Origin of the sequence: Streptomyces sp. NPDC002790, assembly GCF_040295505.1 — a bacterium.
Lineage (GTDB): Bacteria > Actinomycetota > Actinomycetes > Streptomycetales > Streptomycetaceae > Streptomyces.
The window spans coordinates 1-22,573 of record NZ_JBEOVM010000105.1; the positions used below are offsets into that span (position 1 = coordinate 1).

The window sequence follows — 22,573 nt, forward strand, 5'->3', positions numbered from 1 at the left end:
CCTCAAACGCCGGCGGGGCTGTTATTAAGCCCTTGCGGCGATTGAGCAGCGGGGTCCGGGGCGGAGCCCCGTGTCCGTAACCACGTTGCCGCCGACGCATCCGGGACACTAGGACATATGCGTCGCCGACTGATCAACTCCACCCTCGCCGTGGTCCTGGTAGTGATCGCCGTCTTCGGCGTCTCCCTGGTCATCGTGGAGACCCGAACCATCACCAACAGCGCCCAGGAACGCGTGGAGTCGGAGGCCGTCCGCCTCGCCTCCATCGTGGACAGCAGAATCCTCGGCGAGGAACAGATCACCGGCGGCATCCTCCAGGACCAGGTCGCGGGGGACCGCTACGCCGAGATCGACATGCCCGGCCGCCACCCGCTCACCATCGGCACGCAGCCCGTCGGCGACGTCATCTCGTACACGGCCAAGGGCGAGCAGGGCGAGAAGGTCACCGTCGAGGAGGCCCGCTCGGCCGTCACCACGGAGGTCGGCCGCACGCTCCTGATCATCGCGGGCGTGGCCCTGCTCGCGATCGTCGCCGCCGTCCTGCTCGCCGTACGCCAGGCGAACCGCCTCGCCTCCCCGCTCACCGACCTCGCCTCCACGGCGGAGCGCCTCGGCTCCGGCGACCCGCGGCCCCGGCACAAGCGCTACGGCGTCCCGGAGCTCGACCGCGTCGCGGACGTCCTCGACGGTTCGGCGGAGCGCATCGCCCGCATGCTGACGGCCGAGCGGCGCCTCGCGGCCGACGCCTCGCACCAGCTGCGTACGCCCCTCACGGCGCTGTCCATGCGCCTGGAGGAGATCACCATGACCGACGACCTGAACGAGGTGAAGGAGGAGGCGACCATCGCGCTCGCGCAGGTCGAGCGGCTCACCGACGTCGTCGAGCGGTTGCTCACCAACTCCCGTGACCCGCGCACCGGATCGGCCGTCCCCTTCGACCTGGACGAGGTGATCAAGCAACAGCTGGAGGAGTGGCGGCCCGCCTACCGCAGCGCCGGACGCGCGATCGTCTCCTCCGGCAAGCGCCACCTCACGGCGGTCGGCACCCCGGGCGCGGTCGCCCAGGTGCTCGCCGCGCTGATCGAGAACTCGCTGATGCACGGCGGCGGCACGGTCGCCCTGCGTACCCGCGTCACCGGCAGCCAGGCCATCGTCGAGGTCACGGACGAGGGTCCCGGCGTCCCGCCGGAGCTGGGCTCGCGGATCTTCGAGCGGACCATCAGCGGCCGCAATTCGACGGGCATCGGCCTCGCCGTCGCCCGCGACCTGGCGGAGGCCGACGGGGGCCGCCTCGAAATGCTCCAGAGCAGCCCGCCGGTCTTCGGCCTGTTCCTCTCCCGTACGCCGCTGAAGAAGACGGCGGACGGGGACGAGGAGCAGATGATCAGGTGACCCGGCCCGCGCCTCAGCGGGTCCGTGCCGCCGGGGCCGATTCGTCGAGGAACGATTCCGCGCTGGCCACGGCCTCCCTCGCGGGCAGCGTCTTGAACACCCATGTCCGGTACGACCAGAACCGGAACAGGGTCGCGAGGCCCATGCCGAGGAACTTGAAGATGTTGCTCTGCAACGAGCTGTTCCAGCCGAACCCGTACGTCGCCGCGTACAGGACACCGTTCTCGATGATCAGGCCCGCCACGCTGAACAGCAGGAACAGCGTGAGTTCCTTGGTGCGGCCGCTCTTGTCGCGGTCGCGGTACGTGAAGTAGCGGAACCCTACGTAGTTGAAGGCAATGGCGACGACCGTCGCGATCACGCTGGCCCGCACCACCTGGAGGTCCGTGCTGTGCCGCATGAGATTGAAGACGGCGAAGTTCACGAGGACGCCCAGGGCGCCGACGACACCGAACTTCGCGACCTCGCGGGCCATGCCCGTGAGCCGCTGTCGCAGTGCGCCGATGCGGCCGGTACGTCCCGTGATGCCCATGATGGTCGCCTCAGCCCCCGTGATGTCCGTCGTGGTGTCCGTCGTGCCTGTCGTCCCCGTCGTGTCGGATCCGGTCGTGACCGACCCAGCCATGCTAACCACGCGCCTTCGTTCTGTGCCTGTGGTCTGTAGGACGCGGTGCGGGTACCGGACACCTGGCCGATACCCTGTGGGTGTGACGTTCCCCGTAGTCGGCATGGTCGGCGGTGGACAGCTCGCTCGTATGACACACGAGGCAGGCATCCCGCTCGGCATCAGGTTCAAGCTCCTCAGTGACACCCCGCAGGATTCCGCGGCGCAGGTCGTCGGCGATGTCGTGGTCGGCGACTATCGCGACCTGGACACGCTGCGCGAGTTCGCGCGGGGCTGCGACGTGATCACCTTCGATCACGAGCACGTCCCGACAGAGCATCTACGGGCCCTGGAGGCGGACGGCATCCCCGTCCGCCCCGGGCCCGACGCGCTGCTGTACGCCCAGGACAAGGGCGAGATGCGCGCGAAGCTCACGTCGCTGGACGTGCCGTGCCCGCGCCACCGCATCGTGACGGACCCGTCCGACGTGGTCGCGTTCGCCGAGGAGGGCGACGGCTTCCCCGTCATCCTCAAGACGGTGCGCGGCGGCTACGACGGCAAGGGCGTGTGGTTCGTACGCTCCGCGGCCGACGCCTCGGACCCGTTCAAGGCGGGCGTTCCGGTCCTCGCCGAGGAGAAGGTCGACTTCGTACGGGAGCTGGCGGCCAACGTCGTCCGCTCCCCGCACGGGCAGGCGGTCGCGTACCCGGTCGTCGAGTCCCAGCAGGTCGACGGCGTCTGCGACACGGTGATCGCCCCGGCCCCCGGGCTCGGCGAGGCCCTGGCGGGCGAGGCGCAGGAGCTGGCGCTGCGCGTCGCGCAGGAGCTCGAGGTGGTCGGCCACCTCGCGGTCGAACTCTTCGAGACCCGCGACGGCCGCATCCTGGTCAACGAGCTGGCGATGCGCCCGCACAACTCCGGCCACTGGACGCAGGACGGGGCGGTCACGTCCCAGTTCGCGAACCACGTCCGTGCGGTCCTCGACCTGCCGCTCGGCGACCCGCGCCCGCGCGCGCCGTGGACGGTCATGTGCAATGTCCTGGGCGGCGACTACCCGGACATGTACAGCGCGTATCTGCACTGCATGGCCCGCGACCCGCAGCTCAAGATCCACATGTACGGCAAGGACGTGAAGCCCGGTCGCAAGATCGGCCACGTCAACACCTACGGCGACGACCTGGACGCCGTCCTTGACCGCGCCCGTCACGCAGCCGGCTACCTCCGAGGAACGATCACCGAATGAGTTCTGCAGTGCGCCCCGTGGTGGGCATCGTCATGGGCTCGGACTCCGACTGGCCCGTCATGGAGGCCGCGGCGAAGGCGCTCGACGAGTTCGAGATTCCCTACGAGGTCGACGTCGTCTCCGCGCACCGGATGCCGCACGAGATGATCTCGTACGGGGAGCAGGCCGCCGAGCGTGGCCTCAAGGCGATCATCGCGGGTGCGGGCGGCGCGGCCCACCTGCCCGGCATGCTGGCGTCGGTGACGCCGCTGCCGGTGGTCGGCGTGCCGGTCCCGCTGAAGTACCTCGACGGTATGGACAGCCTGCTGTCCATCGTGCAGATGCCGGCCGGCGTGCCGGTCGCGACGGTGTCGGTGGGCGGCGCGCGCAACGCGGGCCTGCTCGCGGCGCGCATGCTGGCCGCGCACGACGACGAACTCCTCGGCCGGATGAAGGACTTCCAGCAGGAGCTGAACGACCAGGCGACCGAGAAGGGCAAGCGGCTGCGGGCCAAGGTCGCGGGCGGCGGCGCCGGCTTCGGGTTCGGTTCGGTTTCCGGTTCGGGGAAGTGACGCGCGTGAGTACCTCTGCCGGACTTGAGGAAGCCCGTTCGCTCCTCGCCGAGTTCCCGGTCGTCGACGGTCACAACGACCTGCCGTGGGCGCTGCGCGAGCAGGTCACGTACGACATCGACGCGCGCGACATCGCCACCGACCAGAGCGCCCATCTGCACACGGACCTGGCGCGGTTGAGGGCGGGCGGCGTCGGCGCGCAGTTCTGGTCGGTGTACGTCCGTACGGATCTGTCGGGTGACGCGGCGGTGTCCGCCACCCTCGAACAGATCGACTGCGTCGACCAGTTGATCGCCCGGTACGCGGGTGAGCTGCGCGAGGCGCGGACGGCGGCGGACATGGAGGCGGCGCGGTCGGAAGGCCGCATCGCCTCCCTCAAGGGCGCCGAGGGCGGCCACTCCATCAACAACTCCCTTGCTACGTTGCGGGCGTTGTACGCACTCGGCGTCCGCTACATGACGCTCACGCACAACGACAACATCGCGTGGGCGGACTCGGCGACGGACGAGCCCGGCGTTGGCGGCCTCTCCGCGTTCGGCCGCGAGGTCGTCCGGGAGATGAACCGCGAGGGCATGCTGGTCGACCTCTCGCACGTGGCGGCGACGACGATGCGCGCGGCGCTGGATGTTTCGGTTGCGCCGGTCATCTTCTCCCATTCCTCCTCCCGCGCGGTGTGCGACCACCCGCGCAACATCCCGGACGACGTGCTGGAGCGCCTGCCGGGGAACGGGGGAGTGGCCATGGCCACCTTCGTCCCGAAGTTCGTGCTCCAGGCGGCGGTCGACTGGACCGCGGCCGCGGACGACAACCTGCGTTCGCACGGCTTCCACCACCTGGATACGTCTCCGGAGGCGATGAAGCTGCACCGCGCCTTCGAGGAGGCCCGGCCGCGCCCGATCGCGACGGTCTCGACGGTGGCCGACCACCTCGACCACATGCGCGAGGTCGCCGGCGTCGATCACATCGGCATCGGCGGGGACTACGACGGCACGGCGTTCACGCCGGACGGCCTCTCCGACGTCTCCGGCTACCCGAACCTCATCGCCGAACTGGTCGACCGTGGCTGGTCCCGGTCGGACCTCTCCAAGCTGACGTGGCGCAACACGGTCCGCGTCCTGGGCGACGCGGAATCAACCGCGGCCGACCTCCAGTCGCAGCGCGGCCCGTCGAACGCGACGCTGTCCCAGCTGGACGGTTAGGACGGCACGCCGGGACCGTGGACGGCCAGGCCAAGCCCCCACCCCACCCCTCCCCGAAAGTCCTGCCGGACGGGCCTGCTCAATCGCCGCAGGGGCTCCAAATGGAGCCCCTGCGGCGATTGAGCCCTGGGGCCGGGTGGGCACGTCAGCCTGTGCGGTGATCGAGGGTTCTCGGGGCGCCGGTCCCGGCACATCAAGCCTGTGCGGTGATCGAGGGTTCTCGGGGCGCCGGCCCCGGCACATCAAGCCTGTGCGGTGATCGAGGGTTCTCGGGGCGCCGGCCCCGGCACATCAAGCCTGTGCGGTGATTGACGGTTCTCAGGGCGCCGACCCTGGCATATCAAGCCCCTGCGGCGATTGAGCAGCGGGGTCCGGGGCAGAGCCCCGTGACGTGGGAACGGTCCACCGCAGCGATGTCGACCGGCGCCGCCCCCGGCCCCCCGGCCCCCCGGCCCCCCGGCCCCCCGGCCCCGCGCAACCACACCCCCGCCCACCCGAACGGCACCGCTCGCCGAGACCCCGCCCGCCCCGCATGCCACGGTGGTTCGAACGACTGTCCCCCTGACGTCCGGAGCCCTGCCATGGCAGACCTACAGGACGAGCTCAACGCTCCCGCCGAAGCGGGCGACCTGGAACCCGCCAGGCCCGCCAACGCGGGCACCGCGGCCCCCACACCCGCGCCTCCCACCGCCCCCCACGACCTCCTCGCCCGCCACCCCGTGGCCGACGGCTACTGCGGCCTCCCACAGGTCCTGCGTACCCTCCCCTGGTACGACCTGGAGCTGGGCGAGAGCGCCGTGGAGGCCGACCTGCCGAGGCTGCGCGCGGGTGGCACCGGCGCGCAGCTGTGGGCACCCCACGTAGACCCGGACGCCCCGGTCACCACGACGCTGGAACAGATCGACCTGATCAACGACGTCGTCGCCCGCCACCCGGAGGACCTCCGCCTCGTCCGTTCCGCCTCGGACATGGCCGACGCCCGCGCCCACGGCCGTATCTCCGTGCTCATCGGCCCGGTCCCGGCCACCGCGGCGGCGGACTCACTCGGCACGCTGCGCTCCCTGCACGCCCTCGGCCTGCGCGCCCTCACGCTGAGCGGCACCTCATGGGCGTCGGAGAGCGGCCTGCCCCTGTTCGGCGAAGAGGTCGTACGGGAGATGAACCGGCTCGGCATGCTCATCGACCTCACCGGCGCCTCGGCCGCGACCGCCACCCGCGTCCTCGCCGTGTCCAAGGCCCCGGTCGCCCTGACCCGCTCCGGCGCCCGCGCCCTGAACCACCACCCGGACAACGTGCCGGACGAGCTTCTCGCCGCACTCGGTGAGAGCCGGGGGCTGTGCCTGGTGCCGTGCTCCGCGGACCGCACGGGCCCCGCCCTGCGCGACGTGGCCGATCACCTCGACCACGTGCGCCGTCTCGCGGGCCCCGAGTCGGTGGGCCTGTCGGGCACGTACGACACCGGGGACGCGCACCCCGAGGGCCTCGGCGACGTCGCCGGCTACCCGGCCCTGGTCGCGGAGCTCCAGGCCCGCGACTGGACCGACACCGAACTCGCCCTCCTCACCTGGGGCAACGTCCAACGGGTGCTGCGCAGCACGGAGTTCGTCTCCCGTGCCGCGCAGCGCCGCCGGGACCCCAGCCGCTAGCCGGCGTCCGGACGGATCAAGCAGAACGGATGCCCCGCCGGGTCCGCGTACACCCGGAAGTCGCGGGCGCCGCCCTCGTCGTCCAGGTCGAGCGGCACCGCGCCGAGGGCGAGGATCTTCTCCTGCGCGGCCTCGATGTCCGCCACGTCCAGGTCGAGGTGGAGCTGCTGCGAGTCGTGGTCGGCGGCGGGCCACCGCGGCGGCTTGTGGTCCGGCACGCGCTGGAAGGAGAGCCGCTGGCCGTCCGGCGCGTACAGGTCGTACCAGTCGCCCTTGCCCTGGTAGTTCTCGATCCGCCCGCCGAGCACGGCCGCGTAGAACTCGGCGAGTGCGACGGGGTCGGGGCAGTCGTAGGCGACGGTGCCGATTTTCGCGAAGGCCATGTCGGCTCCCTTGGTCGGAAGGATCAGCAGGCGCAGAGGCAGAACGGGTGCCCCGCGGGGTCCGCGTAAACCCGCCAGCTGCGCGAACGGTCCGCCGCGTCGAGCACCGTGGCCCCCAGCGCGAGCACCTCCTTCTCCGCCGCGTCCAGGTCCTCGGCGGTCAGATCGAGGTGGAACTGCTGGGACGCGTCCGGCGCGGGCCAGGCGGGCGCCACGTGATCCGGCGCCTGCTGGAACGCGAGGCTGTGGCCGCCCGGCGCCGTCACGTCGACCCAGCCGTCCTCCTCGCCGGTGATGCTGCCGCCGAGCACGGCGGCGTAGAACTCCGCCAGTTCACGCGGCCGCGGACAGTCCAGGACGACGACTCCGAGTTGTGCGATGGGCATGATGCCTCCTCGTGTTACCCCTATACGGGGTTAACAGGTAACTTCGGCGTTACTGCATACTGCCGCACTGGGGGTAACGTCGCAACCATGAATGCCCGCCAGACCGCACCCGGTGGCCTCGCCCTGATCGAGGCCCTGGTGAACACGCTGCTCGACATCACGACGGGCGAGGACGCGCTGGAGCGGGCCGAGGTGCGCGAGCGCTTCGGCATCGCGGCGGGCGGGCTCGACGAGGCGCGCGAACTGCGCGAGTCGCTGCGCGCGGCATGCCTGGCCCACGCGGGCCATCCGCCGCACGACGCCGTGACCCCGCTGGGCGAACTGCTCGCGCGGGCACCGCTGCGGGTGGCGGTCGACGAGCGGGACGGCACGGCGAGCCTCGTCCCGGTGCACGGCGGGTCCCTGGCCGGACGCGTGGCGGCCGCCATCGCCGAGGCGCGCGGGGACGGCACCTGGGCGCGGCTCAAGGCCTGCGAGGCCGCCGACTGCCACTGGGCGTATTACGACCGGAGCCCCGCGGGCCGCGGTCGCTGGTGCGACATGGCGGTCTGCGGGGCCCGGGCGAAGATGCGGCGCTACCGCGCCAAGTAGTTATGCGGATCCAAGTAGTTACGTGGATCCAAGTAGTTACGCGGAGGGGCGTCCCATCGCCCGGTACGTCCACCCGGCCGCCCGCCACAGCGCACTGTCCAGCGCGTTGCGCCCGTCCAGGAGCACCGGGTTCGCGGCGACCTTGGCCAGCTCCGCCGGGTCGAGCTCGCGGAACTCGCGCCACTCGGTGAGGTGCAGCACGATGTCCGCCCCGCGCACCGCCTCGAGGGCCGAGTCCGCGTAGCCGAGCGTCGGGAACACGCGCCGCGCGTTGTCCATGCCCTTCGGGTCGTAGACCGTGACCTGGCCGCCCTGGAGGTGGATCTGACCGGCCACGTTGAGGGCGGGGGAGTCGCGTACGTCGTCGGAGTCCGGTTTGAAGGAGGCACCGAGCACGGCGACCCGCTTGCCGAGGAACGCCCCGCCGCCGAGCGCCTCGCGGGCCATCTCGACCATCGCGCCGCGCCGCCGCATGTTGATCGAGTCGATCTCGCGCAGGAAGGTGAGCGCCTGATCGGCACCCAGCTCACCGGCGCGCGCCATGAACGCCCGGATGTCCTTGGGCAGGCAGCCGCCGCCGAAGCCGATCCCGGCCCGCAGGAACTTGTGCCCGATCCGCTCGTCGTAGCCGATGGCCTCGGCGAGCTTCGCGACGTCGCCACCGCCCGCCTCGCAGACCTCGGCCATGGCGTTGATGAAGGAGATCTTGGTCGCCAGGAACGAATTCGCCGACGTCTTCACCAGCTCCGCCGTCGGGTAGTCCGTCACGACGAACGGGGTGCCCTCGGCGAGCGGCTTCGCGTACACCTCGCGCAGCAGCTGCTCGGCCCGCTCGCTGTTCACGCCGACAACGATCCGGTCCGGGTGCAGCGTGTCGTTCACGGCGAAGCCCTCGCGCAGGAACTCCGGGTTCCACGCCAACTCCGCGTGCCGCGGCAGCAGTTCGGTGAGGCGGGTCGCCGAGCCGACCGGCACGGTCGACTTGCCGACGACGAGCGCGCCCTCCTTCAGGTGCGGCGCGAGCGAGGCGAAGGCGGAGTCGACGTAGCTCATGTCACAGGCGTACTCGCCGTGCTTCTGCGGGGTGTTCACGCACACGAAGTGCACATCGCCGAACTCGCCGGCCTCCGCGAAGTCCATCGTGAAGCGCAGCCGCCCGCTCGAACCCTCGAACCCCGAGACGTGCTTGCGGAGCAGCTCCTCGAGGCCGGGCTCGTACATCGGGACCTCGCCCCGCGTGAGCATGTCGATCTTCTCGGGCACGACGTCCAGGCCGAGCACCTCGAAGCCGAGCTCGGCCATGGCCGCGGCGTGTGTCGCGCCGAGGTAGCCGGTGCCGATCACGGTGATCTTGAGGGCCATATCGGGGGGCTCCAGAGGTGTGGGTGCTACAGGGCGCTGCCGAGCATAGCTGTGGCATGTGCAGGCGCCTCACCGGGCAACTTTCCCTCTGTCGCACAGCTCACGTATCCGCACGGGGAGCGGCGGCCTAAGATTCAGGTTACTTAACGGTAATTAGCATCAGTAAAAGCGTGTCTTGGAGTGTGAGAGACCTTGGCCGGATCGGCTGACTTCGACCTGTACCGCCCGTCCGAGGAGCACGACATGCTCCGCGACACGATCCGTGCGCTGGCCGAGGCGAAGATCGCCCCGCACGCCGCCGCGGTGGACGAGGAGGCGCGCTTCCCGCGCGAGGCCCTCGACGCGCTCACCGCCTCGGACCTGCACGCCGTGCACGTACCCGAGGAGTACGGCGGCGCGGGCGCGGACGCGCTCGCCACGGTCATCGTGATCGAGGAGGTGGCGCGCGTCTGCTGCTCGTCCTCCCTGATCCCGGCGGTGAACAAGCTCGGCTCCCTCCCCGTGATCCTCTCCGGCTCGGAGGAGCTGAAGAAGAAGTACCTGGGCCCGCTGGCCAAGGGCGACGGCATGTTCTCGTACTGCCTGAGCGAGCCGGACGCGGGCTCCGACGCGGCGGGCATGAAGACCCGCGCGGTACGCGACGGCGACTCCTGGGTCCTCAACGGCGTGAAGCGCTGGATCACCAACGCCGGCGAGTCCGAGTACTACACGGTGATGGCGGTCACGGACCCGGAGAAGCGCTCGAAGGGCATCTCGGCTTTCGTCGTCGAGAAGTCGGATCCGGGCGTCTCCTTCGGCGCCCCGGAGAAGAAGCTCGGCATCAAGGGCTCGCCGACCCGCGAGGTCTACCTCGACAACGTGCGGATCCCCGCCGACCGCATGATCGGCGCCGAGGGCACCGGCTTCGCGACCGCGATGAAGACCCTCGACCACACCCGCATCACGATCGCCGCCCAGGCGCTCGGTGTCGCGCAGGGCGCCCTCGACTACGCCAAGGGCTACGTCCAGGAGCGCAAGCAGTTCGGCAAGCCGATCGGCGACTTCCAGGGCGTCCAGTTCATGCTCGCGGACATGGCCATGAAGATCGAGGCCGCCCGCCAACTGACGTACGCGGCCGCCGCCAAGTCGGAACGCGGCGACAAGGACCTGACCTTCGCGGGCGCCGCGGCCAAGTGCTTCGCCTCGGACGTCGCCATGGAGGTCACCACGGACGCCGTCCAACTCCTCGGCGGCTACGGCTACACCCGCGACTACCCGGTCGAGCGCATGATGCGCGACGCCAAGATCACCCAGATCTACGAGGGCACGAACCAGGTCCAGCGCATCGTCATGGCCCGCAACCTGCCGTAACGCCCGCCACACGCCGAAGGCCCCTGATACCCCGCACGGATCAGGGGCCTTCGTGCGTCCGGCGCCGGTGTGCCCTGGTCTCCGGGAGTGCCGCCAGGTAGCCGCCGTCCACGGGCAGGCAGATGCCGTTGACGTACGAAGAGGTGGGGCCGGCCAGGAAGGCGATGGCGTCGGCGATCTCTTCGGGCGAGCAGAGGCGGCCGAGCGGGTAGTCGGCCTCGACGCGGGCGCGGGCCGCGGGGTCGCGCCAGCGGTGGGCGTTGCGTTCGACGGGTACGAAGCCGGGCTTGACGACGTTGGTGCGCACCCCCAGTGGTCCCCACTCGGTGGCCGCCGCGCGGGCGAGGGCGCCGAGGCCCGCCTTGGCGACCGCGTACGGGGCGCAGTCGGGCGCGGCGCCGTGCGCGTGCACCGAGCCGACGAGGACCACGGACGCGGGCCCCTCGCCCTTGCACCGCACCAGCTCGGCGGCGGCCTGCCAGGCGGAGACCAGCCCGACGTCGAAGACCTTGTGCCACTGCGAAGGGGTCAACTCACCCAGTGGTACGCGTAGTTCGTGCAGGAGTGAGTGCACGAGGACGGAGGGGGGCTCGGGGGCGGCGTCGAAGGCCCGCCGGATGAGGGCCGGTTCGGTGGCGTCGCCGACCAATGCTGCGTGTACGGAAGGGAGTTGGCGCACCGTCGGGTCCCGGTCGACCGCGACGACATGCGTACCGCCGGTGGCGAGCCGGGCGACGATCGCCCGGCCGACCCCACCGGCGGCACCGAGAACGAGAGCGGACGTCATGACGACATCCTGGCCTCAGAGCCTGTGTCGTATCCCCGGTCGGGCGCGCGGCGTCTGGCACGCACGCTCGCCGCGTTGCCAAAAAGCCCTGGTAGCTCCGCTACAAGGACTTTCCGGCGCCTTGCGATCGCACGCACCAGACGCCGCGCGCTGATCCGACCGGGGATACGACACAGGCTCTCAGTCGCTGGAGACCGTGACCTTCTCGTCGTTGTTGAACTGGTCGACGAGCTGCTTGACCTTGGCCTTGTCCCACAGCAGGTTGCCGCCGACGCTGCCGCTCGTCGGCATGTTCATGGACTTGCCGTCACCGCCGTTGGCCGCCTTCATCGCCAGGAACATCTTGCCCAGCGACCACAGGCTCATGTCCTTGTCGACGGTGAGCGAGTCCAGGCCCGCACCCATCGTCGGGTACAGCGTGAACGGGTTCAGGACGGTGCCGGGCGAGGACACCTTCTGCGCGAGCGCCCCGAGGAACTGCTGCTGGTTCTTGGTGCGCTGCAGGTCGGACTGGGCGAAGGCGTGCCGCGTACGGACGAAGGCGAGGGCCTGCTGGCCGTCCAGGGTCTGCTCGCCCTTCTGGAAGTCGGCCCCGGACCACTTGTCCTTGAAGCCCTCCTTCAGGTTCATGTCGACGCCGCCGACCGCGTCCACGATGCTCGCGAAGCCACCGAAGCCGATCTCCGCGTAGTGGTCGATGTGCAGCCCGGTGTTGGACTCGACGGTGCGCACGAGCAGCGTCGGGCCGTCCTCCGCGTAGGCGGCGTTCAGCTTCGTCTGACGCCCGGTGGCCGGGTACGTCTTGCCGGACTCGGCGCCCTTGTACGAAGGGATCTCGACGTTCGAGTCACGCGGCAGCGAGACGAGGGTGTCCCCGTTGGAGCCGACGTGCAGGATCATCATCGTGTCCGTGCGCTTGCCCTCGGCGGAGCCGGTGTGCAGCTTCTTCTTGTCCTCGGACGTCATGCCCTCGCGGCTGTCGGTGCCGACGATCAGGTAGTTCGTGCCGTCGCCCGCCTCCGGCCGGTCGATGACCTTCGACAGGTCGACGTCGCGGTGCAGCTTCGAATCGGCCCAGAAGTACGTGCCGACGCTCGCGACGACCACCACGACGACCACGGCCAGGACGGTCCGCTTGATGCGCTTGCCCCAGTTGGGGGGCCGCACCGGGCGGCCGGTCGGCGGACCGTAGTCGCCACCGTCGTCGAAGCCGGGGCCCCGGCCGCGGCCGCCGGGCTGGCCGTAGACCTGTCCCGTGTTGTACCCGTCGTCGTACGACGGGTTGTAGCCGCCACCGTCGTACGGGGGCGGCGGCTGCTGCTGCGGCACGGGGCGCTGCACGTGCGGCATGGCACGGACGCCTTCCGGGCGCGTGCTGCCGCTGCCGCGGCCGTATCCGCCGCGGCCCGCGCCGCCCTGCCTGTCGCTCCGCCCGTCGGGCCAATCATTCATAGGGCTCAGTGTGCCGTGCTCGAATACGTGCCTTACAAGCCCTGAAGTGAAATCGCACCAGTGCTGTTGCAGAGCTAACACATTCGGCGCGCGCATAAGGTTGGTGCCATGACAGACCTGGCCCACGGCCCGGAATCGGATATTCCGGGCAAGCCGACTTCCTCTTCCCGCACGACGTTGTCGCACATCATGACGCACAACGACACCAATCTCCTCGGCACGGTGCACGGTGGCGTGATCATGAAACTGGTCGACGACGCGGCGGGTGCCGTGGCCGGCCGGCACTCGGGCGGACCCGCGGTGACGGCCTCCATGGACGAGATGGCGTTCCTCGAGCCGGTGCGCGTGGGCGACCTGGTGCACGTGAAGGCGCAGGTGAACTGGACGGGGCGCACGTCGATGGAGGTCGGCGTGCGGGTCCTCGCCGAGCGCTGGAACGAATCGACGCCCGCGCAGCAGGTCGGCTCGGCCTACCTGGTCTTCGCCGCGGTCGACGCGGACGGCAAGCCCCGCACGGTCCCCCCGGTCGAACCCGAAACCGACCGCGACCGCCGCCGCTACCAGGAAGCCCAAATTCGCCGCCAACACCGCCTGGCCCGCCGCCGCGCCATCAAGGAACTGAGGGCGCAATCAGGCGAGGATTGAGCAGGCTTTCCAAGCCCGTGCGGCGCTTGAGCACGTCTTTCAAGCCCGTGCGGCGCTTGAGCACGTCCTTTCAAGCCCCTGCGGCGATTGAGCAGCGGGGTCCGGGGCAGCGCCCCGATCTTTTCAGCCACGGCTCCGTGGCTGCGGTCGCGGGGCTCCGCCCCGGCCCCGCGCCTCAATCGCCGGCGGGGCTTGATCTGCTCACCCGCACACCACCTGGTCCCCGGTAACCGCCCCGAACGACCCAGCGTCGGCGTCCTGCGCCCGCACCGCCCGCACACCCTCGTAGTCCGCCCCGGCCACCACCTTCAACACCGGCCCGAGCCCATCCACCGCCTTCATCTCCGCCCCCGGCAAAGCCGCCGCAAGCGACTTCGCCGACCGGTCCCACCCGGGGTCGTACAGCACAGTCGTCCGCCCCACCGTGAGGTCATCCGCGTTGACGGGCGCCCCCGACGTCCGGAACCCCGTCCGCTTCAGCGCCGAGTCCACCTTCTTGCCGAGCCCCGAGGACTTCGTCCCGTTCTCGACCTGGACACGGATCTCCTTCGGCGAGACGTCGACCACCGCCGCCTTCTTCGCCTTCGGCCGGTGCTCGGCGAGCGGCTTGTCCTCGCGCAGCGACTTGAACAGCGTCGCCGACTTCTTGTCGTCCCACTTCACCGTGGAGCCGATGTTCGGCACGGAGTAGCTCATGTTCCCGATCGGCACGGTCGTGAACTCCGAGGACGACGGCGAGAAGTTCCGCATGGCCCGCGCCAGGTCCACCATCTCGTCCGCCCCGAACCCCTTGTCGGCCCGGACCGAGTTGAGCAGCGTAGAGGCGACACCGCGGAACCGGACCGGATTGAGCAGCACGCCCGACGACGTCGCCTTCGAGATCAGCGCCGCCATGAACCGCTGCTGGCGCTGCATCCGGCCGAGGTCGCCCGCACTGTCCATGTGCCGGGCCCGCACGTACTGGAGGGCCTCCCCGCCGTTCAGCTTGTGGGTGCCGGCGTCCAGATCGAGGCCGGTGTAGGAGTCCTTGAGCGGGGAGTCCGTGCAGATGTCGACGCCGCCGAGCTCGTCGACCGTCTTCATGAAGCTGGTGAAGTCGACCTCCAGGTAGTGGTCGAGCTTCACCTTCGTCATGTGCTCGACCGTGCGCAGCGTCAGGGCGGGCCCGCCCTCCGCGTACGCCGCGTTCAGCTTCACGGGGTGCTGGTGGTGCTTCTCGCCGCTGTTGATGTCGGTGTGCGCCGGGATCTCCGCGTACGAGTCGCGGGGGAGGGAGACGACGGAGGCGCGCTCGTGGTTCGCCGAGATGTGCACGATCATCACGGTGTCCGTGCAGTGGCAGGGCGCGCCGCCGAGCTTGTACTTCTGGCGCTCCTCTTCGCTGATCTTGTCGCGGCCGTCGGTGCCGACGAGCAGCACGTTCATGCCGCTGCCCGCCGCCGGCCGGTTCTTCATGTCCTTGAAGGGGTCGATCCGGTGCAGCCCGCCGTCGATACCGGTGACGAGCGCGTGCCCGACACCGGCCGCGGCGAGCACCGTCACCGAGACCGCCGTCGCTACCCGCATGGCCCACCGCGACTTCTTCCTGAGCGGCGGCCGGCCGGGCCCGCGGGCCTGCCCCTGGGAACGGGAAGGCCGCTGCGGACGGTCGGGGGAGCGGGGCGGCGTGGGCACCGGGGGACACCTCCGCGACGGTGGGCGTGGGACGCGAGCACAGTAGGCCCATACGATCTGCTGACCACGGCAGCGACTCGGTGGCGCGCGCCCGTGTCCCCCATTAGCGGTAACGTGACCCGCGATGAACGCAACCGCCAGCTCTGTCACGCAGCTCCCGGCCGTCTCCGTGATCATGCCCATCCTCAATGAGGAGCGGCATCTGAAGGAGGCCGTCGAGGCGATCCTGACGCAGGAGTACGACGGCGAGATGGAGGTCGTGCTCGCCCTCGGCCCCTCCACCGACCGTACGGACGAGGTCGCCGCGCGGCTCGTCGCCGAACACCCGAAGGTGTCCACGGTGGCGAACCCGACGGGCCGCACCCCCGCCGCCCTGAACGCCGCGATCAAGGCCTCCCGCCACCCGATCGTCGTCCGCGTCGACGGCCACGCCGCGCTCTCGCCCGGCTACATCGCCACCGCCGTGCGCCTCATGGAGGAGACCGGCGCGATGAACGTCGGTGGCATCATGCACGCCCAGGGCACCAACGCCTGGGAGCAGGCCGTCGCCGCCGCGATGACCTCGAAGATCGGTGTCGGCAACGCCGCGTTCCACACGGGCGGCGAGGCGCAGCAGGCCGAGACGGTCTATCTGGGCGTCTTCCGGCGCGAGGTGCTCGAGAAACTCGACGGTTACAACGAGGAGTTCATCCGCGCCCAGGACTGGGAGCTGAACTTCCGGATCCGCGAGTCGGGCGGCCTCATCTGGTTCTCGCCCGATCTGCTGGTCGACTACCGGCCCCGGCCGAGTGTCAGGGAACTCGCCAAGCAGTACCGGAACTACGGCCGTTGGCGGCACGTCGTCGCCCGCTTCCACTCCGGTTCGATCAACCTGCGCTACCTCGCCCCGCCGACCGCCGTGTGCGCGATCGCGGCGGGCGTCGTGGTCGGCGCCGCCCTCACGCCGTGGGGCTTCGTGATCCCCGGCGGGTATATCGCGGCGATCGTCGCGGGCTCGATCCCGGCGGGCAAGGGGCTGCCGCTGAAGGCGCGCGCCCAGATTCCCGTCGCGCTCGCCACGATGCACATGACGTGGGGCTGGGGCTTCCTGACCAGCCCGAAGTCCCTCGCGAAGAAGGTCATCGCCTCGCGCCGTCCTGCCGTGCCGCAGGAGCCCGCGGTCAACTGACCGTCAACTTCCTTACGGGGCGCGGGAGTTCGACTCCCGCGCCCCGTTCTCGTTGGAGCGTTGGGGCGTAGGAGCTACCAGGTGTAGCCCTGCTCCACCTTCATGCACGTGGAGTCGTCCGCGCCGTTCTGCGTCTGCTCCTTGTCCAGGGCCTTGCTCGCGTCCTCGTCGTCCGTGGACTCCGTGGACTTCGGGTAGGCGGTGCCCGTCTTCCAGTCGGCGCCGACGATCAGCGTCACCCCGGACACCTCCGTCGACTCCTGCACCGAACTCAGCGGAATCCCCAGGGACTTGGCGACCGCCTGCGCGTCGCCCTCCAGGTCGGCCGAGGGGTAACGGATCACCGTCTTGTCCTCGACGAGGGACTGCGCCTGGTCCGGGACCGCCTGCGTGAAGCCGTCGGCGGTGAGGGCCTGTGCCACCTGCGCGGCCCGTCCGGGCGCCGCGGGCGTCGTCGCCGTCCGCGTGCCGTTGCGCACCTGTACCGCGATCTTGTCGTCGGCCGCGGCCGGATCGTCGGACTTCTCGTCCTTCGCCTTCTCCTTGTCGCTCTTGGTGTCCTTGTCCCTGCCGTCGAGCGCGATGTCGTCACGGAGCAGCCGCCACAGCGCGCCGGCGTCCTTCGCCTTCGGCGCCACGCGCGCACCCTCGTACACGAACGGCATCGTCGTCATCGTGATCCGCTTCGGTGCGGGCCGCTTCAGCTCGTTGCTCAGGTCGTACAGCTTCTTGACCGTGTCGAGGCCGTCGTCGACGCCGAGCGCGTCCGTCGCCTTCTCGGCGAGCGTGCGCAGCTTGCCCGGGTGGCTGAACGTCGCGTTCTCGCGCAGCTCGCGCACCATCGAGCTCATGTACATGTGCTGCGCCTTGGCGCGCGCGATGTCGCTGCCGTCCTCGAAGCCGTGCCGCGTCCGCAGCCACTGCAGGGCCTGCTCGCCCTTGACGGACGTCGTGCCCTTCTTCAGCTTCAGTCCGGAGCCTTCACCCGAGCTGTTTCTGGAGTAGACGTTGGCGTTGACGCAGACCGGTACGCCGCCGATCGCGTCGGCCATCGACACGACGCCGGAGAAGTCGACCATCATGTAGTGGTCGATGTGGATGCCGGTCATCTGCTCCCAGGTGGCGACCGTGCAGCCGGCGCCGCCGCGGGCCAGCGAGGTGTTCACCATCTGCCGGGAGACCGTCGCCTCGTACACCTTGCCGGTCTTCGGGTCGGTGCACTGCGGCAGCCGGGTCAGGGTGTCGCGGGGCATGCTCACCACGGACATGTTGCTGCGGTCGGCCGACAGGTGCAGCAGCATCTGTACGTCGGCCAGCGGGGCGGAGCCGACGCTCTGCTTGTGCCCGCCGAGCTTCAGGTTCTCCTTGGTGTTCCGGCTGTCGGAGCCGATCAGCAGGATGTTCAGCGGCCGCTGGCCCGCCGCGTTCGGCGTCGGCTCGGGGACCTTGTGCTCGCCGAGATTGAGCTTGCCCGTGTCGAGGTTGCCGTTCAGATGCCGGTAGTAGAGGTATCCGGCGCCGGCCGTGCCGATGATCAGGAACGCGAGGATGCTCGCGGTCCAGCGAAGTATTCGTCGTCTGCGGCGGCGCGGCCGGACGCCCGCGCGCTGCCTGCTGCGAGTGGTGCGGCCGCGGCTGTCCGCGTCCCCACCCGGGGCGTCGCCGCCCGGTGCCTCCTCGTACAGGCTGTCGTCCCACCCCAGGTCGGACGCCTGATCCGGTGGTTCGCCCCGCCCGGCAGGCCGCCGTGTGCGCTCCCCACGCACAGTGCCTCGCCCCATGTCGTACCCCGCCCTCCCCGCCCGGTGACAGCGACTCGGCCGCCCACTGTCACTTACTTAGACAGTCAACAGGCGGCCGAGGTTGGTCACTTGGCGCACACAGCCTTGTCCGCTGTTGTCTTGTCGACCTCCGGCGCCTTCGCCGAGGCTCCGTCGACGGGTGTCCCCGCACCCTTGAAGTCGCCGCCGAGGATGAGGGTCATCGCCGGCAGCCCCTGGTCGTTCTTCTCGCTCTTGCCTTCCTTCAGCGCGGACGCCGGAAGGCCCATGATGTCCGCGAGCCGCCGGGCCTGAGAGGCCTGGTTCGGCGCGTATTCGAGGCTCGTCTTCGCCTGATTCGGCTTGTTGCCCATCTGGCTCGACTTCAGTACGCCCTCAGTGTTCTGCAACTCCGTGAGAGTTTCCTGAGCGGCGCCCGTCCTGCCGCTGCCGTTGTAGATGTTGACGCGGACCGCGGAGGCGGCGGACTTGGAGCCCTTGAGCTTCGCGTCCTGCTTCTCCTTCTGCTTCTTCTTCGTCTCCGTGAGGGAGACGTCGTTCTTGATCGCGTTGAAGACCGGGGGCCCCGCCGTCGGGTTCACGACGACGGTCACCGGGGTGTCCTCCGCCGGGTTGTCGATCACGGGAACCGTGGTGAACGACAGGTTCTTCGGCGGCACCTTCCTGATTTCCAGGGCCAGGTCCTTGAGGCTGTTCAGGCTGCCGATGCCCTTGTCGACGGTGAGCGCCTTGGTCGCGGCCTCGGCGAGGCTGGTCAGCTTGCGGGGATTGGTGAGCGTGTCGCTCGAACTCATCTTGCGGGCGAGCGAACCGAGGAACTGCTGCTGCACCTTGATCCGGTCCAGGTCGCCCTGATTGCCGAAGCTGTGCCGGGTGCGCAGGAAGGCCAGCGCCTGCTCGCCCTGCAGATTGTGGGTGCCCGCGGTCAACTTGAGGTGCGAGTCCGGGTCGTTGACGTCCTTGGCGACACAGACGTTGACCCCGCCCACGGCACTGGACAGCGTCTTCACCGCGTTGAAGTCCGCCATCATGAAGTGGTCGACGGTGATGCCCGTGACCGCCTTGACGGTCTTCATGACGCAGCCCGCGTCGCGGTCGGACTGCCCGAGGCTCGTGTTGAAGCGGCTGTTCGGCGTGCCCTTGATGGTCTCGAGCGTGCCGTCCTTCTGCTTCACCTGACAGTCCGGCACATCCACGACGAGGTCGCGCGGAATGCTCAACGCGGTCGCGTTCGTACGGTCCTTGGAGACGTGCAGCAGCACGTTCGTGTCGGCGTGGCCGACGCTGCCCTTGTCCCCGTAGCCCTCGTTGCCCTTGCCGGTGCGCTTGTCGGTGCCCATGACGAGGACGTTGATCGCCTCGTCCTTGGCGAAGCCGTTCTTGGCGCCGACGACGTCCTGCGAGGTGATGTTGCCGTTGAGGTGCTCCCAATACCAGTAGCCGACTCCGGCGCCCACCAGGACGACCATGGCCATGCCGCCGGCCGTCCACAGCATGATCTTCTTGGCCTTCGACTTCTTCTTCGGCCGCGAACGCCGCCGGCCGGGTCCCTGCTCCTGCGTCGCCGGAGCCTCGCGGCGCCTGCGCTGCGGGGGAACGTCACGACGGCCTCCGCCGCCCTGCGGGTTGCCACGGCGCGGGCCGTCACCGCGCGGCGCGTCTCCGCGCGGAGCGGTGCGGCGGGGGCTCGGTACTGCCGACTGCCCAGCGGAGGGGGTCAGTCGCAGTTCGTAGTCACCGGTGTGGGGGTTGAGCACCCACTGATCTGCCGGGTCGATGTTCTCGGCCCGCCCACGGCCTTGCGCGTCCACGGTTGTCTGTGTCCTCCGTCGGGGCCACGCGGCGCCCCACCCCCCTTAAAAGCGGGCGCCCGGTCAAGTCGGTCAGTAGTGCGCGACCGGCTCGCAAGCATGGCCGGGTGCACCGGATCGCTCACACTATCCGCCCAGTTCAGCGTCAAGCGAGGACGGTGACAAATTCCACTCCCCTACAACTGGGCATTCCGGGCCATTTCTTGAACCTGTGAGTCGGCTGATGACTTCCGCTTTACCCAGGGGCCGTTGAGGCGGCGCCCGGCCGCCCGAATTCAGCCGCAGGAGTCCTGCCCGGCGGTGTTGCCGCGGAAAGTGGGGGCGGGGGAGACGCCGGACTTCCCGTCGCTGCCTTCCTCGCCGCCGGATGTGCCGTATTCATCGGACCCGTCGGATCCGGTGGAGTATCCATCCGATTCGACGTCTGTGCCGGATTCGTCCTGCGCGCCGTACTCCTCGTCCGCGGGCGCCTGTTCGGCCACCTTCACGGGCGTGTCCTTGCGCAGCTGGTCGAACAGCCGGTCGGCCGCGGGCTGGACGAGCTGATCGCGGTTGGCGTTGTAGGTGTACGACTCGCGGGGCACCGTCAGGAACCGGATGCGCTCGGCCGGGATGCCGCGCATGCCGCGCACCAGGTCGTAGAGCCCGCGCAGGCTGGCGAGGCCGGGGTCGGTGGTCAGCGAGGAGGTGGCGGCGTCGAGCACGGGATAGAGCCGGGTCGGGTTCAGCAGCACGCCGTTGCTCTGCACCTTCTTGGCGAGCGCGCCGAGGAACCGCTGCTGACGGTCCATCCGGTCGGTGTCGCTGCCGTTGCCGAGGCTCTTGCGGGCGCGTACGTAGCCCAGGGCCTGCTCGCCGTTCAGGTGGTGGGTGCCCGCGGCCAGCCGCACATGCGCGTCGTCGTCGTCCATCGGCCGGTCCAGGCACACGCTGACCCCGCCCACGGCGTTCACCATGTCCTTGAACCCGTCGAAGTCCACGACCATGTGGTGGTCGACCCGGACCCCCGTCATCTTCTCGACCGTGCGGATCGTGCAGGCCGAACCGCCCACCTCGAAGGCGTAGTTGAACATCGCGAACATCGCGTCGTGCTTCTGGCCGTCCGGCTCCCGGCAGGCCGGCACGTCGGTCATCAGGTCACGCGGGAACGAGACGGCCGTCGCGCTCTTCCGGTCCGCCGCGACGTGCAGCAGGATCGTGGTGTCGGAGCGCTGGGTGCCGTCGTTGCGGCCGTACTTCCCGTTCCTGCCCGCCCGCGAGTCGGAGCCGATGAGCAGCAGGTTCTGCGCGCCCTCGGCGAGCACGGTGGGCCGTTCCTTCTCGTAGCGCGCGAGCTCGGTGGCGGCGTCCGTGTCCTCGGTGATGTTCCCGTTGAGCCTGTCGTACGCGACCCAGCCGACGCCGCCCGCCACGAGCACCAGGACCGCCGCGCAGACCGCCGAGTACCGCAGCCATCTCCTGCGCCGCCGCACACGCCCCGCGCCGGTGGGCGAGGAGCCGTGGGCCGGCCCGGGTTCCGGGGGCGTGGCAGTGGAGTCGGTCACGTACAGGTCCCCCTCATGGAAACGTAGGCGTACCTACGACCATGAACCCCGCCGCGCGGGCGGGCCGGGGGAGCTGAGCCGAACGGGCTAGCTTGTCTGCCGCACGGGTTCAGCGGGCGGTCGCGGTGACGCGCTCACTCTCCACGCGCTTGGCGAGGGCCTCTTCCTCGAGCTGGTCGAGGTTGCGGCACAGCACGACGGAACCGCCGGTGGCCAGCGGCGCGTAGAGGCCCGCGGCGAGCCCCCGCCAACTGTCGTATGCAAGCCCGGACAGCAGCCGCGAACCGGGTCCGGTGAGGCCGAGCCCGGTGGCGTCGGCCGCGGCCTTCTCCACCACCTCGGCGCCCGTCCACTCGGCGCCGGCCACGACGAGCGCGGGCTCGTCCGCGTCGACGGGTGCGAAGGGGGCGAACCGGTCGCCCTGCCCCGGCACTTCCACGGCGTAGTCGACGAAGCCCTCGGGGGGCTGCGGGAACCGTCCGCCGAGCGGCCGCAGCGCGAGCGCGACCCGCTCCCCGGAACAGGCACGCGCGGCATCCAGCGTGTCAGGCCCGCTCACCACAAGATCCGCACCGCTCGGATCCCCACCCACATCGGCAACGACGCCGACGGACGAACAGGCCAACAGCCACACCGCGCTCTGCCAGTGGGCGGGCAGCAGGAGCGCGAGCCGGTCACCGGGCTCGGCATTCAGCTCGCCCTGCAGCAGATTGGCGGTCTTGGCCACCCAGTTCGCGAACGTGGCCACGGACAACTCCACGCGCTCCCCGGTCGCGTCGTCGTAGAAGGTGACGAGCGGCCGCCCCGGATCGACATCGAGAGCGGCTTGAAGCAGAGCAGCGGGAGTACGCGGTACGACATTCACACGCCCAGCGTACGTGCCGAGCCCGGCCCCCTGCCCGGGACGGCCGACGCCCCCGCCTTGGGCAATCCGCCTCCCCACCCGTTGCGGGGGACCGCGCCGCCGCCTTGGGCAATCTGCCGCCTTGGGCGGCAGATTGCCC

20 protein-coding genes are annotated in these 22,573 nt (G+C 70.2%); 9 read left to right on the forward strand and 11 right to left on the reverse strand.

Features of this window, described 5'->3' with window-relative positions; translation table 11 throughout:
• The first annotated feature begins 117 nt into the window (after window positions 1–117).
• Window positions 118–1,392, forward strand: coding sequence for a sensor histidine kinase (locus tag ABT004_RS29950; RefSeq protein ID WP_351342897.1), 1,275 nt, complete (start codon window positions 118–120; stop codon window positions 1,390–1,392).
• 13 nt (window positions 1,393–1,405) lie between these two features.
• Here the strand turns inward: ABT004_RS29950 and ABT004_RS29955 are convergent, their stop codons facing one another.
• Window positions 1,406–1,924: a GtrA family protein gene (locus tag ABT004_RS29955; protein WP_351342933.1), complete on the reverse strand. Its 519-nt coding sequence runs from the start codon at window positions 1,922–1,924 to the stop codon at window positions 1,406–1,408.
• 196 nt (window positions 1,925–2,120) lie between these two features.
• Between ABT004_RS29955 and ABT004_RS29960 the strand changes: the two genes are divergently transcribed.
• From ABT004_RS29960 to ABT004_RS29975, 4 genes are all read left to right on the forward strand, one after another.
• A complete protein-coding gene (locus ABT004_RS29960) occupies window positions 2,121–3,239 on the forward strand; it encodes a 5-(carboxyamino)imidazole ribonucleotide synthase (protein ID WP_451193185.1) in 1,119 nt (372 codons plus the stop codon).
• Entirely contained in the window at window positions 3,236–3,790 is a 555-nt protein-coding gene (gene purE / locus ABT004_RS29965; RefSeq protein ID WP_351342901.1) for a 5-(carboxyamino)imidazole ribonucleotide mutase, read from the forward strand. Before ABT004_RS29960 ends, purE begins: the two co-directional genes overlap by 4 nt.
• Window positions 3,791–3,795: 5 nt before the next feature.
• Entirely contained in the window at window positions 3,796–4,989 is a 1,194-nt protein-coding gene (locus tag ABT004_RS29970) for a dipeptidase (RefSeq protein ID WP_351342903.1), read from the forward strand.
• A 581-nt stretch (window positions 4,990–5,570) separates the two neighbouring features.
• Window positions 5,571–6,635 carry a dipeptidase gene (locus ABT004_RS29975; protein ID WP_351342905.1) on the forward strand — a complete coding sequence of 355 codons (1,065 nt, stop codon included), beginning with the start codon at window positions 5,571–5,573 and terminating at the stop codon, window positions 6,633–6,635.
• Here ABT004_RS29975 and ABT004_RS29980 read toward each other — a convergent pair.
• Both ABT004_RS29980 and ABT004_RS29985 read right to left on the reverse strand, forming a co-directional pair.
• Window positions 6,632–7,018 carry a VOC family protein gene (locus ABT004_RS29980; RefSeq protein WP_351342906.1) on the reverse strand — a complete coding sequence of 129 codons (387 nt, stop codon included), beginning with the start codon at window positions 7,016–7,018 and terminating at the stop codon, window positions 6,632–6,634. The genes ABT004_RS29975 and ABT004_RS29980 overlap by 4 nt on opposite strands.
• A gap of 23 nt (window positions 7,019–7,041) precedes the next feature.
• A complete protein-coding gene (locus ABT004_RS29985; protein ID WP_351342908.1) occupies window positions 7,042–7,404 on the reverse strand; it encodes a VOC family protein in 363 nt (120 codons plus the stop codon).
• An 87-nt stretch (window positions 7,405–7,491) separates the two neighbouring features.
• On the opposite strand from ABT004_RS29985, the gene ABT004_RS29990 reads away from it, so the two are divergent.
• On the forward strand, window positions 7,492–7,995 hold the full coding sequence (locus tag ABT004_RS29990) for a CGNR zinc finger domain-containing protein (protein WP_351342910.1): 504 nt from the start codon (window positions 7,492–7,494) through the stop codon (window positions 7,993–7,995).
• Between the two features lie 36 nt (window positions 7,996–8,031).
• Here ABT004_RS29990 and ABT004_RS29995 read toward each other — a convergent pair whose 3' ends face one another.
• The gene (locus ABT004_RS29995; protein WP_351342912.1) at window positions 8,032–9,357 is read right to left on the reverse strand and encodes a UDP-glucose dehydrogenase family protein; all 1,326 of its coding nucleotides are present in this window, start codon (window positions 9,355–9,357) and stop codon (window positions 8,032–8,034) included.
• A gap of 192 nt (window positions 9,358–9,549) precedes the next feature.
• Between ABT004_RS29995 and ABT004_RS30000 the strand changes: the two genes are divergently transcribed.
• The gene (locus ABT004_RS30000) at window positions 9,550–10,707 is read left to right on the forward strand and encodes an acyl-CoA dehydrogenase (RefSeq protein WP_351342914.1); all 1,158 of its coding nucleotides are present in this window, start codon (window positions 9,550–9,552) and stop codon (window positions 10,705–10,707) included.
• A gap of 40 nt (window positions 10,708–10,747) precedes the next feature.
• Here the strand turns inward: ABT004_RS30000 and ABT004_RS30005 are convergent, their stop codons facing one another.
• Both ABT004_RS30005 and ABT004_RS30010 read right to left on the reverse strand, forming a co-directional pair.
• Entirely contained in the window at window positions 10,748–11,494 is a 747-nt protein-coding gene (locus ABT004_RS30005; protein ID WP_351342916.1) for an SDR family NAD(P)-dependent oxidoreductase, read from the reverse strand.
• Window positions 11,495–11,674: 180 nt separating this feature from the next.
• The gene (locus tag ABT004_RS30010; RefSeq protein WP_351342918.1) at window positions 11,675–12,946 is read right to left on the reverse strand and encodes an LCP family protein; all 1,272 of its coding nucleotides are present in this window, start codon (window positions 12,944–12,946) and stop codon (window positions 11,675–11,677) included.
• 108 nt (window positions 12,947–13,054) lie between these two features.
• Here ABT004_RS30010 and ABT004_RS30015 point away from each other — a divergent pair, with 108 nt between their 5' ends.
• Window positions 13,055–13,591 (forward strand): acyl-CoA thioesterase, encoded by a 537-nt coding sequence (locus tag ABT004_RS30015; protein WP_351342920.1) that lies wholly within the window; start codon window positions 13,055–13,057, stop codon window positions 13,589–13,591.
• Window positions 13,592–13,792: 201 nt separating this feature from the next.
• Here ABT004_RS30015 and ABT004_RS30020 read toward each other — a convergent pair whose 3' ends face one another.
• On the reverse strand, window positions 13,793–15,265 hold the full coding sequence (locus tag ABT004_RS30020; protein ID WP_451193156.1) for an LCP family protein: 1,473 nt from the start codon (window positions 15,263–15,265) through the stop codon (window positions 13,793–13,795).
• 124 nt (window positions 15,266–15,389) lie between these two features.
• Here ABT004_RS30020 and ABT004_RS30025 point away from each other — a divergent pair, with 124 nt between their 5' ends.
• A complete protein-coding gene (locus ABT004_RS30025) occupies window positions 15,390–16,433 on the forward strand; it encodes a glycosyltransferase family 2 protein (RefSeq protein ID WP_351342924.1) in 1,044 nt (347 codons plus the stop codon).
• A gap of 74 nt (window positions 16,434–16,507) precedes the next feature.
• Here ABT004_RS30025 and ABT004_RS30030 read toward each other — a convergent pair whose 3' ends face one another.
• The 4 genes from ABT004_RS30030 to ABT004_RS30045 all read right to left on the reverse strand — a co-directional run bounded on the left by ABT004_RS30030 (window position 16,508) and on the right by ABT004_RS30045 (window position 22,434).
• Window positions 16,508–18,214: an LCP family protein gene (locus ABT004_RS30030; RefSeq protein ID WP_351342925.1), complete on the reverse strand. Its 1,707-nt coding sequence runs from the start codon at window positions 18,212–18,214 to the stop codon at window positions 16,508–16,510.
• Window positions 18,215–18,300: 86 nt separating this feature from the next.
• Window positions 18,301–20,025, reverse strand: a complete 1,725-nt coding sequence (locus ABT004_RS30035; RefSeq protein ID WP_351342927.1) for an LCP family protein — start codon at window positions 20,023–20,025, stop codon at window positions 18,301–18,303.
• Between the two features lie 275 nt (window positions 20,026–20,300).
• Window positions 20,301–21,569: an LCP family protein gene (locus ABT004_RS30040; RefSeq protein ID WP_351342929.1), complete on the reverse strand. Its 1,269-nt coding sequence runs from the start codon at window positions 21,567–21,569 to the stop codon at window positions 20,301–20,303.
• A gap of 109 nt (window positions 21,570–21,678) precedes the next feature.
• Entirely contained in the window at window positions 21,679–22,434 is a 756-nt protein-coding gene (locus ABT004_RS30045; protein WP_351342931.1) for a TIGR03089 family protein, read from the reverse strand.
• Window positions 22,435–22,573: the final 139 nt, after the last annotated feature.

What these genes read in the sequence shown, in the direction of transcription:
- ABT004_RS29950 (WP_351342897.1), top strand. Translation starts at nt 118, where the DNA reads ATGCGTCGCCGACTGATCAACTCCACCCTCGCCGTGGTCCTGGTAGTG.
- ABT004_RS29955 (WP_351342933.1), bottom strand. Translation starts at nt 1,924, where the DNA reads ATGGGCATCACGGGACGTACCGGCCGCATCGGCGCACTGCGACAGCGG.
- ABT004_RS29960 (WP_451193185.1), top strand. Translation starts at nt 2,121, where the DNA reads ATGGTCGGCGGTGGACAGCTCGCTCGTATGACACACGAGGCAGGCATC.
- purE (WP_351342901.1), top strand. Translation starts at nt 3,236, where the DNA reads ATGAGTTCTGCAGTGCGCCCCGTGGTGGGCATCGTCATGGGCTCGGAC.
- ABT004_RS29975 (WP_351342905.1), top strand. Translation starts at nt 5,571, where the DNA reads ATGGCAGACCTACAGGACGAGCTCAACGCTCCCGCCGAAGCGGGCGAC.
- ABT004_RS29980 (WP_351342906.1), bottom strand. Translation starts at nt 7,018, where the DNA reads ATGGCCTTCGCGAAAATCGGCACCGTCGCCTACGACTGCCCCGACCCC.
- ABT004_RS29985 (WP_351342908.1), bottom strand. Translation starts at nt 7,404, where the DNA reads ATGCCCATCGCACAACTCGGAGTCGTCGTCCTGGACTGTCCGCGGCCG.
- ABT004_RS29990 (WP_351342910.1), top strand. Translation starts at nt 7,492, where the DNA reads ATGAATGCCCGCCAGACCGCACCCGGTGGCCTCGCCCTGATCGAGGCC.
- ABT004_RS29995 (WP_351342912.1), bottom strand. Translation starts at nt 9,357, where the DNA reads ATGGCCCTCAAGATCACCGTGATCGGCACCGGCTACCTCGGCGCGACA.
- ABT004_RS30005 (WP_351342916.1), bottom strand. Translation starts at nt 11,494, where the DNA reads ATGACGTCCGCTCTCGTTCTCGGTGCCGCCGGTGGGGTCGGCCGGGCG.
- ABT004_RS30010 (WP_351342918.1), bottom strand. Translation starts at nt 12,946, where the DNA reads ATGAATGATTGGCCCGACGGGCGGAGCGACAGGCAGGGCGGCGCGGGC.
- ABT004_RS30015 (WP_351342920.1), top strand. Translation starts at nt 13,055, where the DNA reads ATGACAGACCTGGCCCACGGCCCGGAATCGGATATTCCGGGCAAGCCG.
- ABT004_RS30025 (WP_351342924.1), top strand. Translation starts at nt 15,390, where the DNA reads ATGAACGCAACCGCCAGCTCTGTCACGCAGCTCCCGGCCGTCTCCGTG.
- ABT004_RS30030 (WP_351342925.1), bottom strand. Translation starts at nt 18,214, where the DNA reads ATGGGGCGAGGCACTGTGCGTGGGGAGCGCACACGGCGGCCTGCCGGG.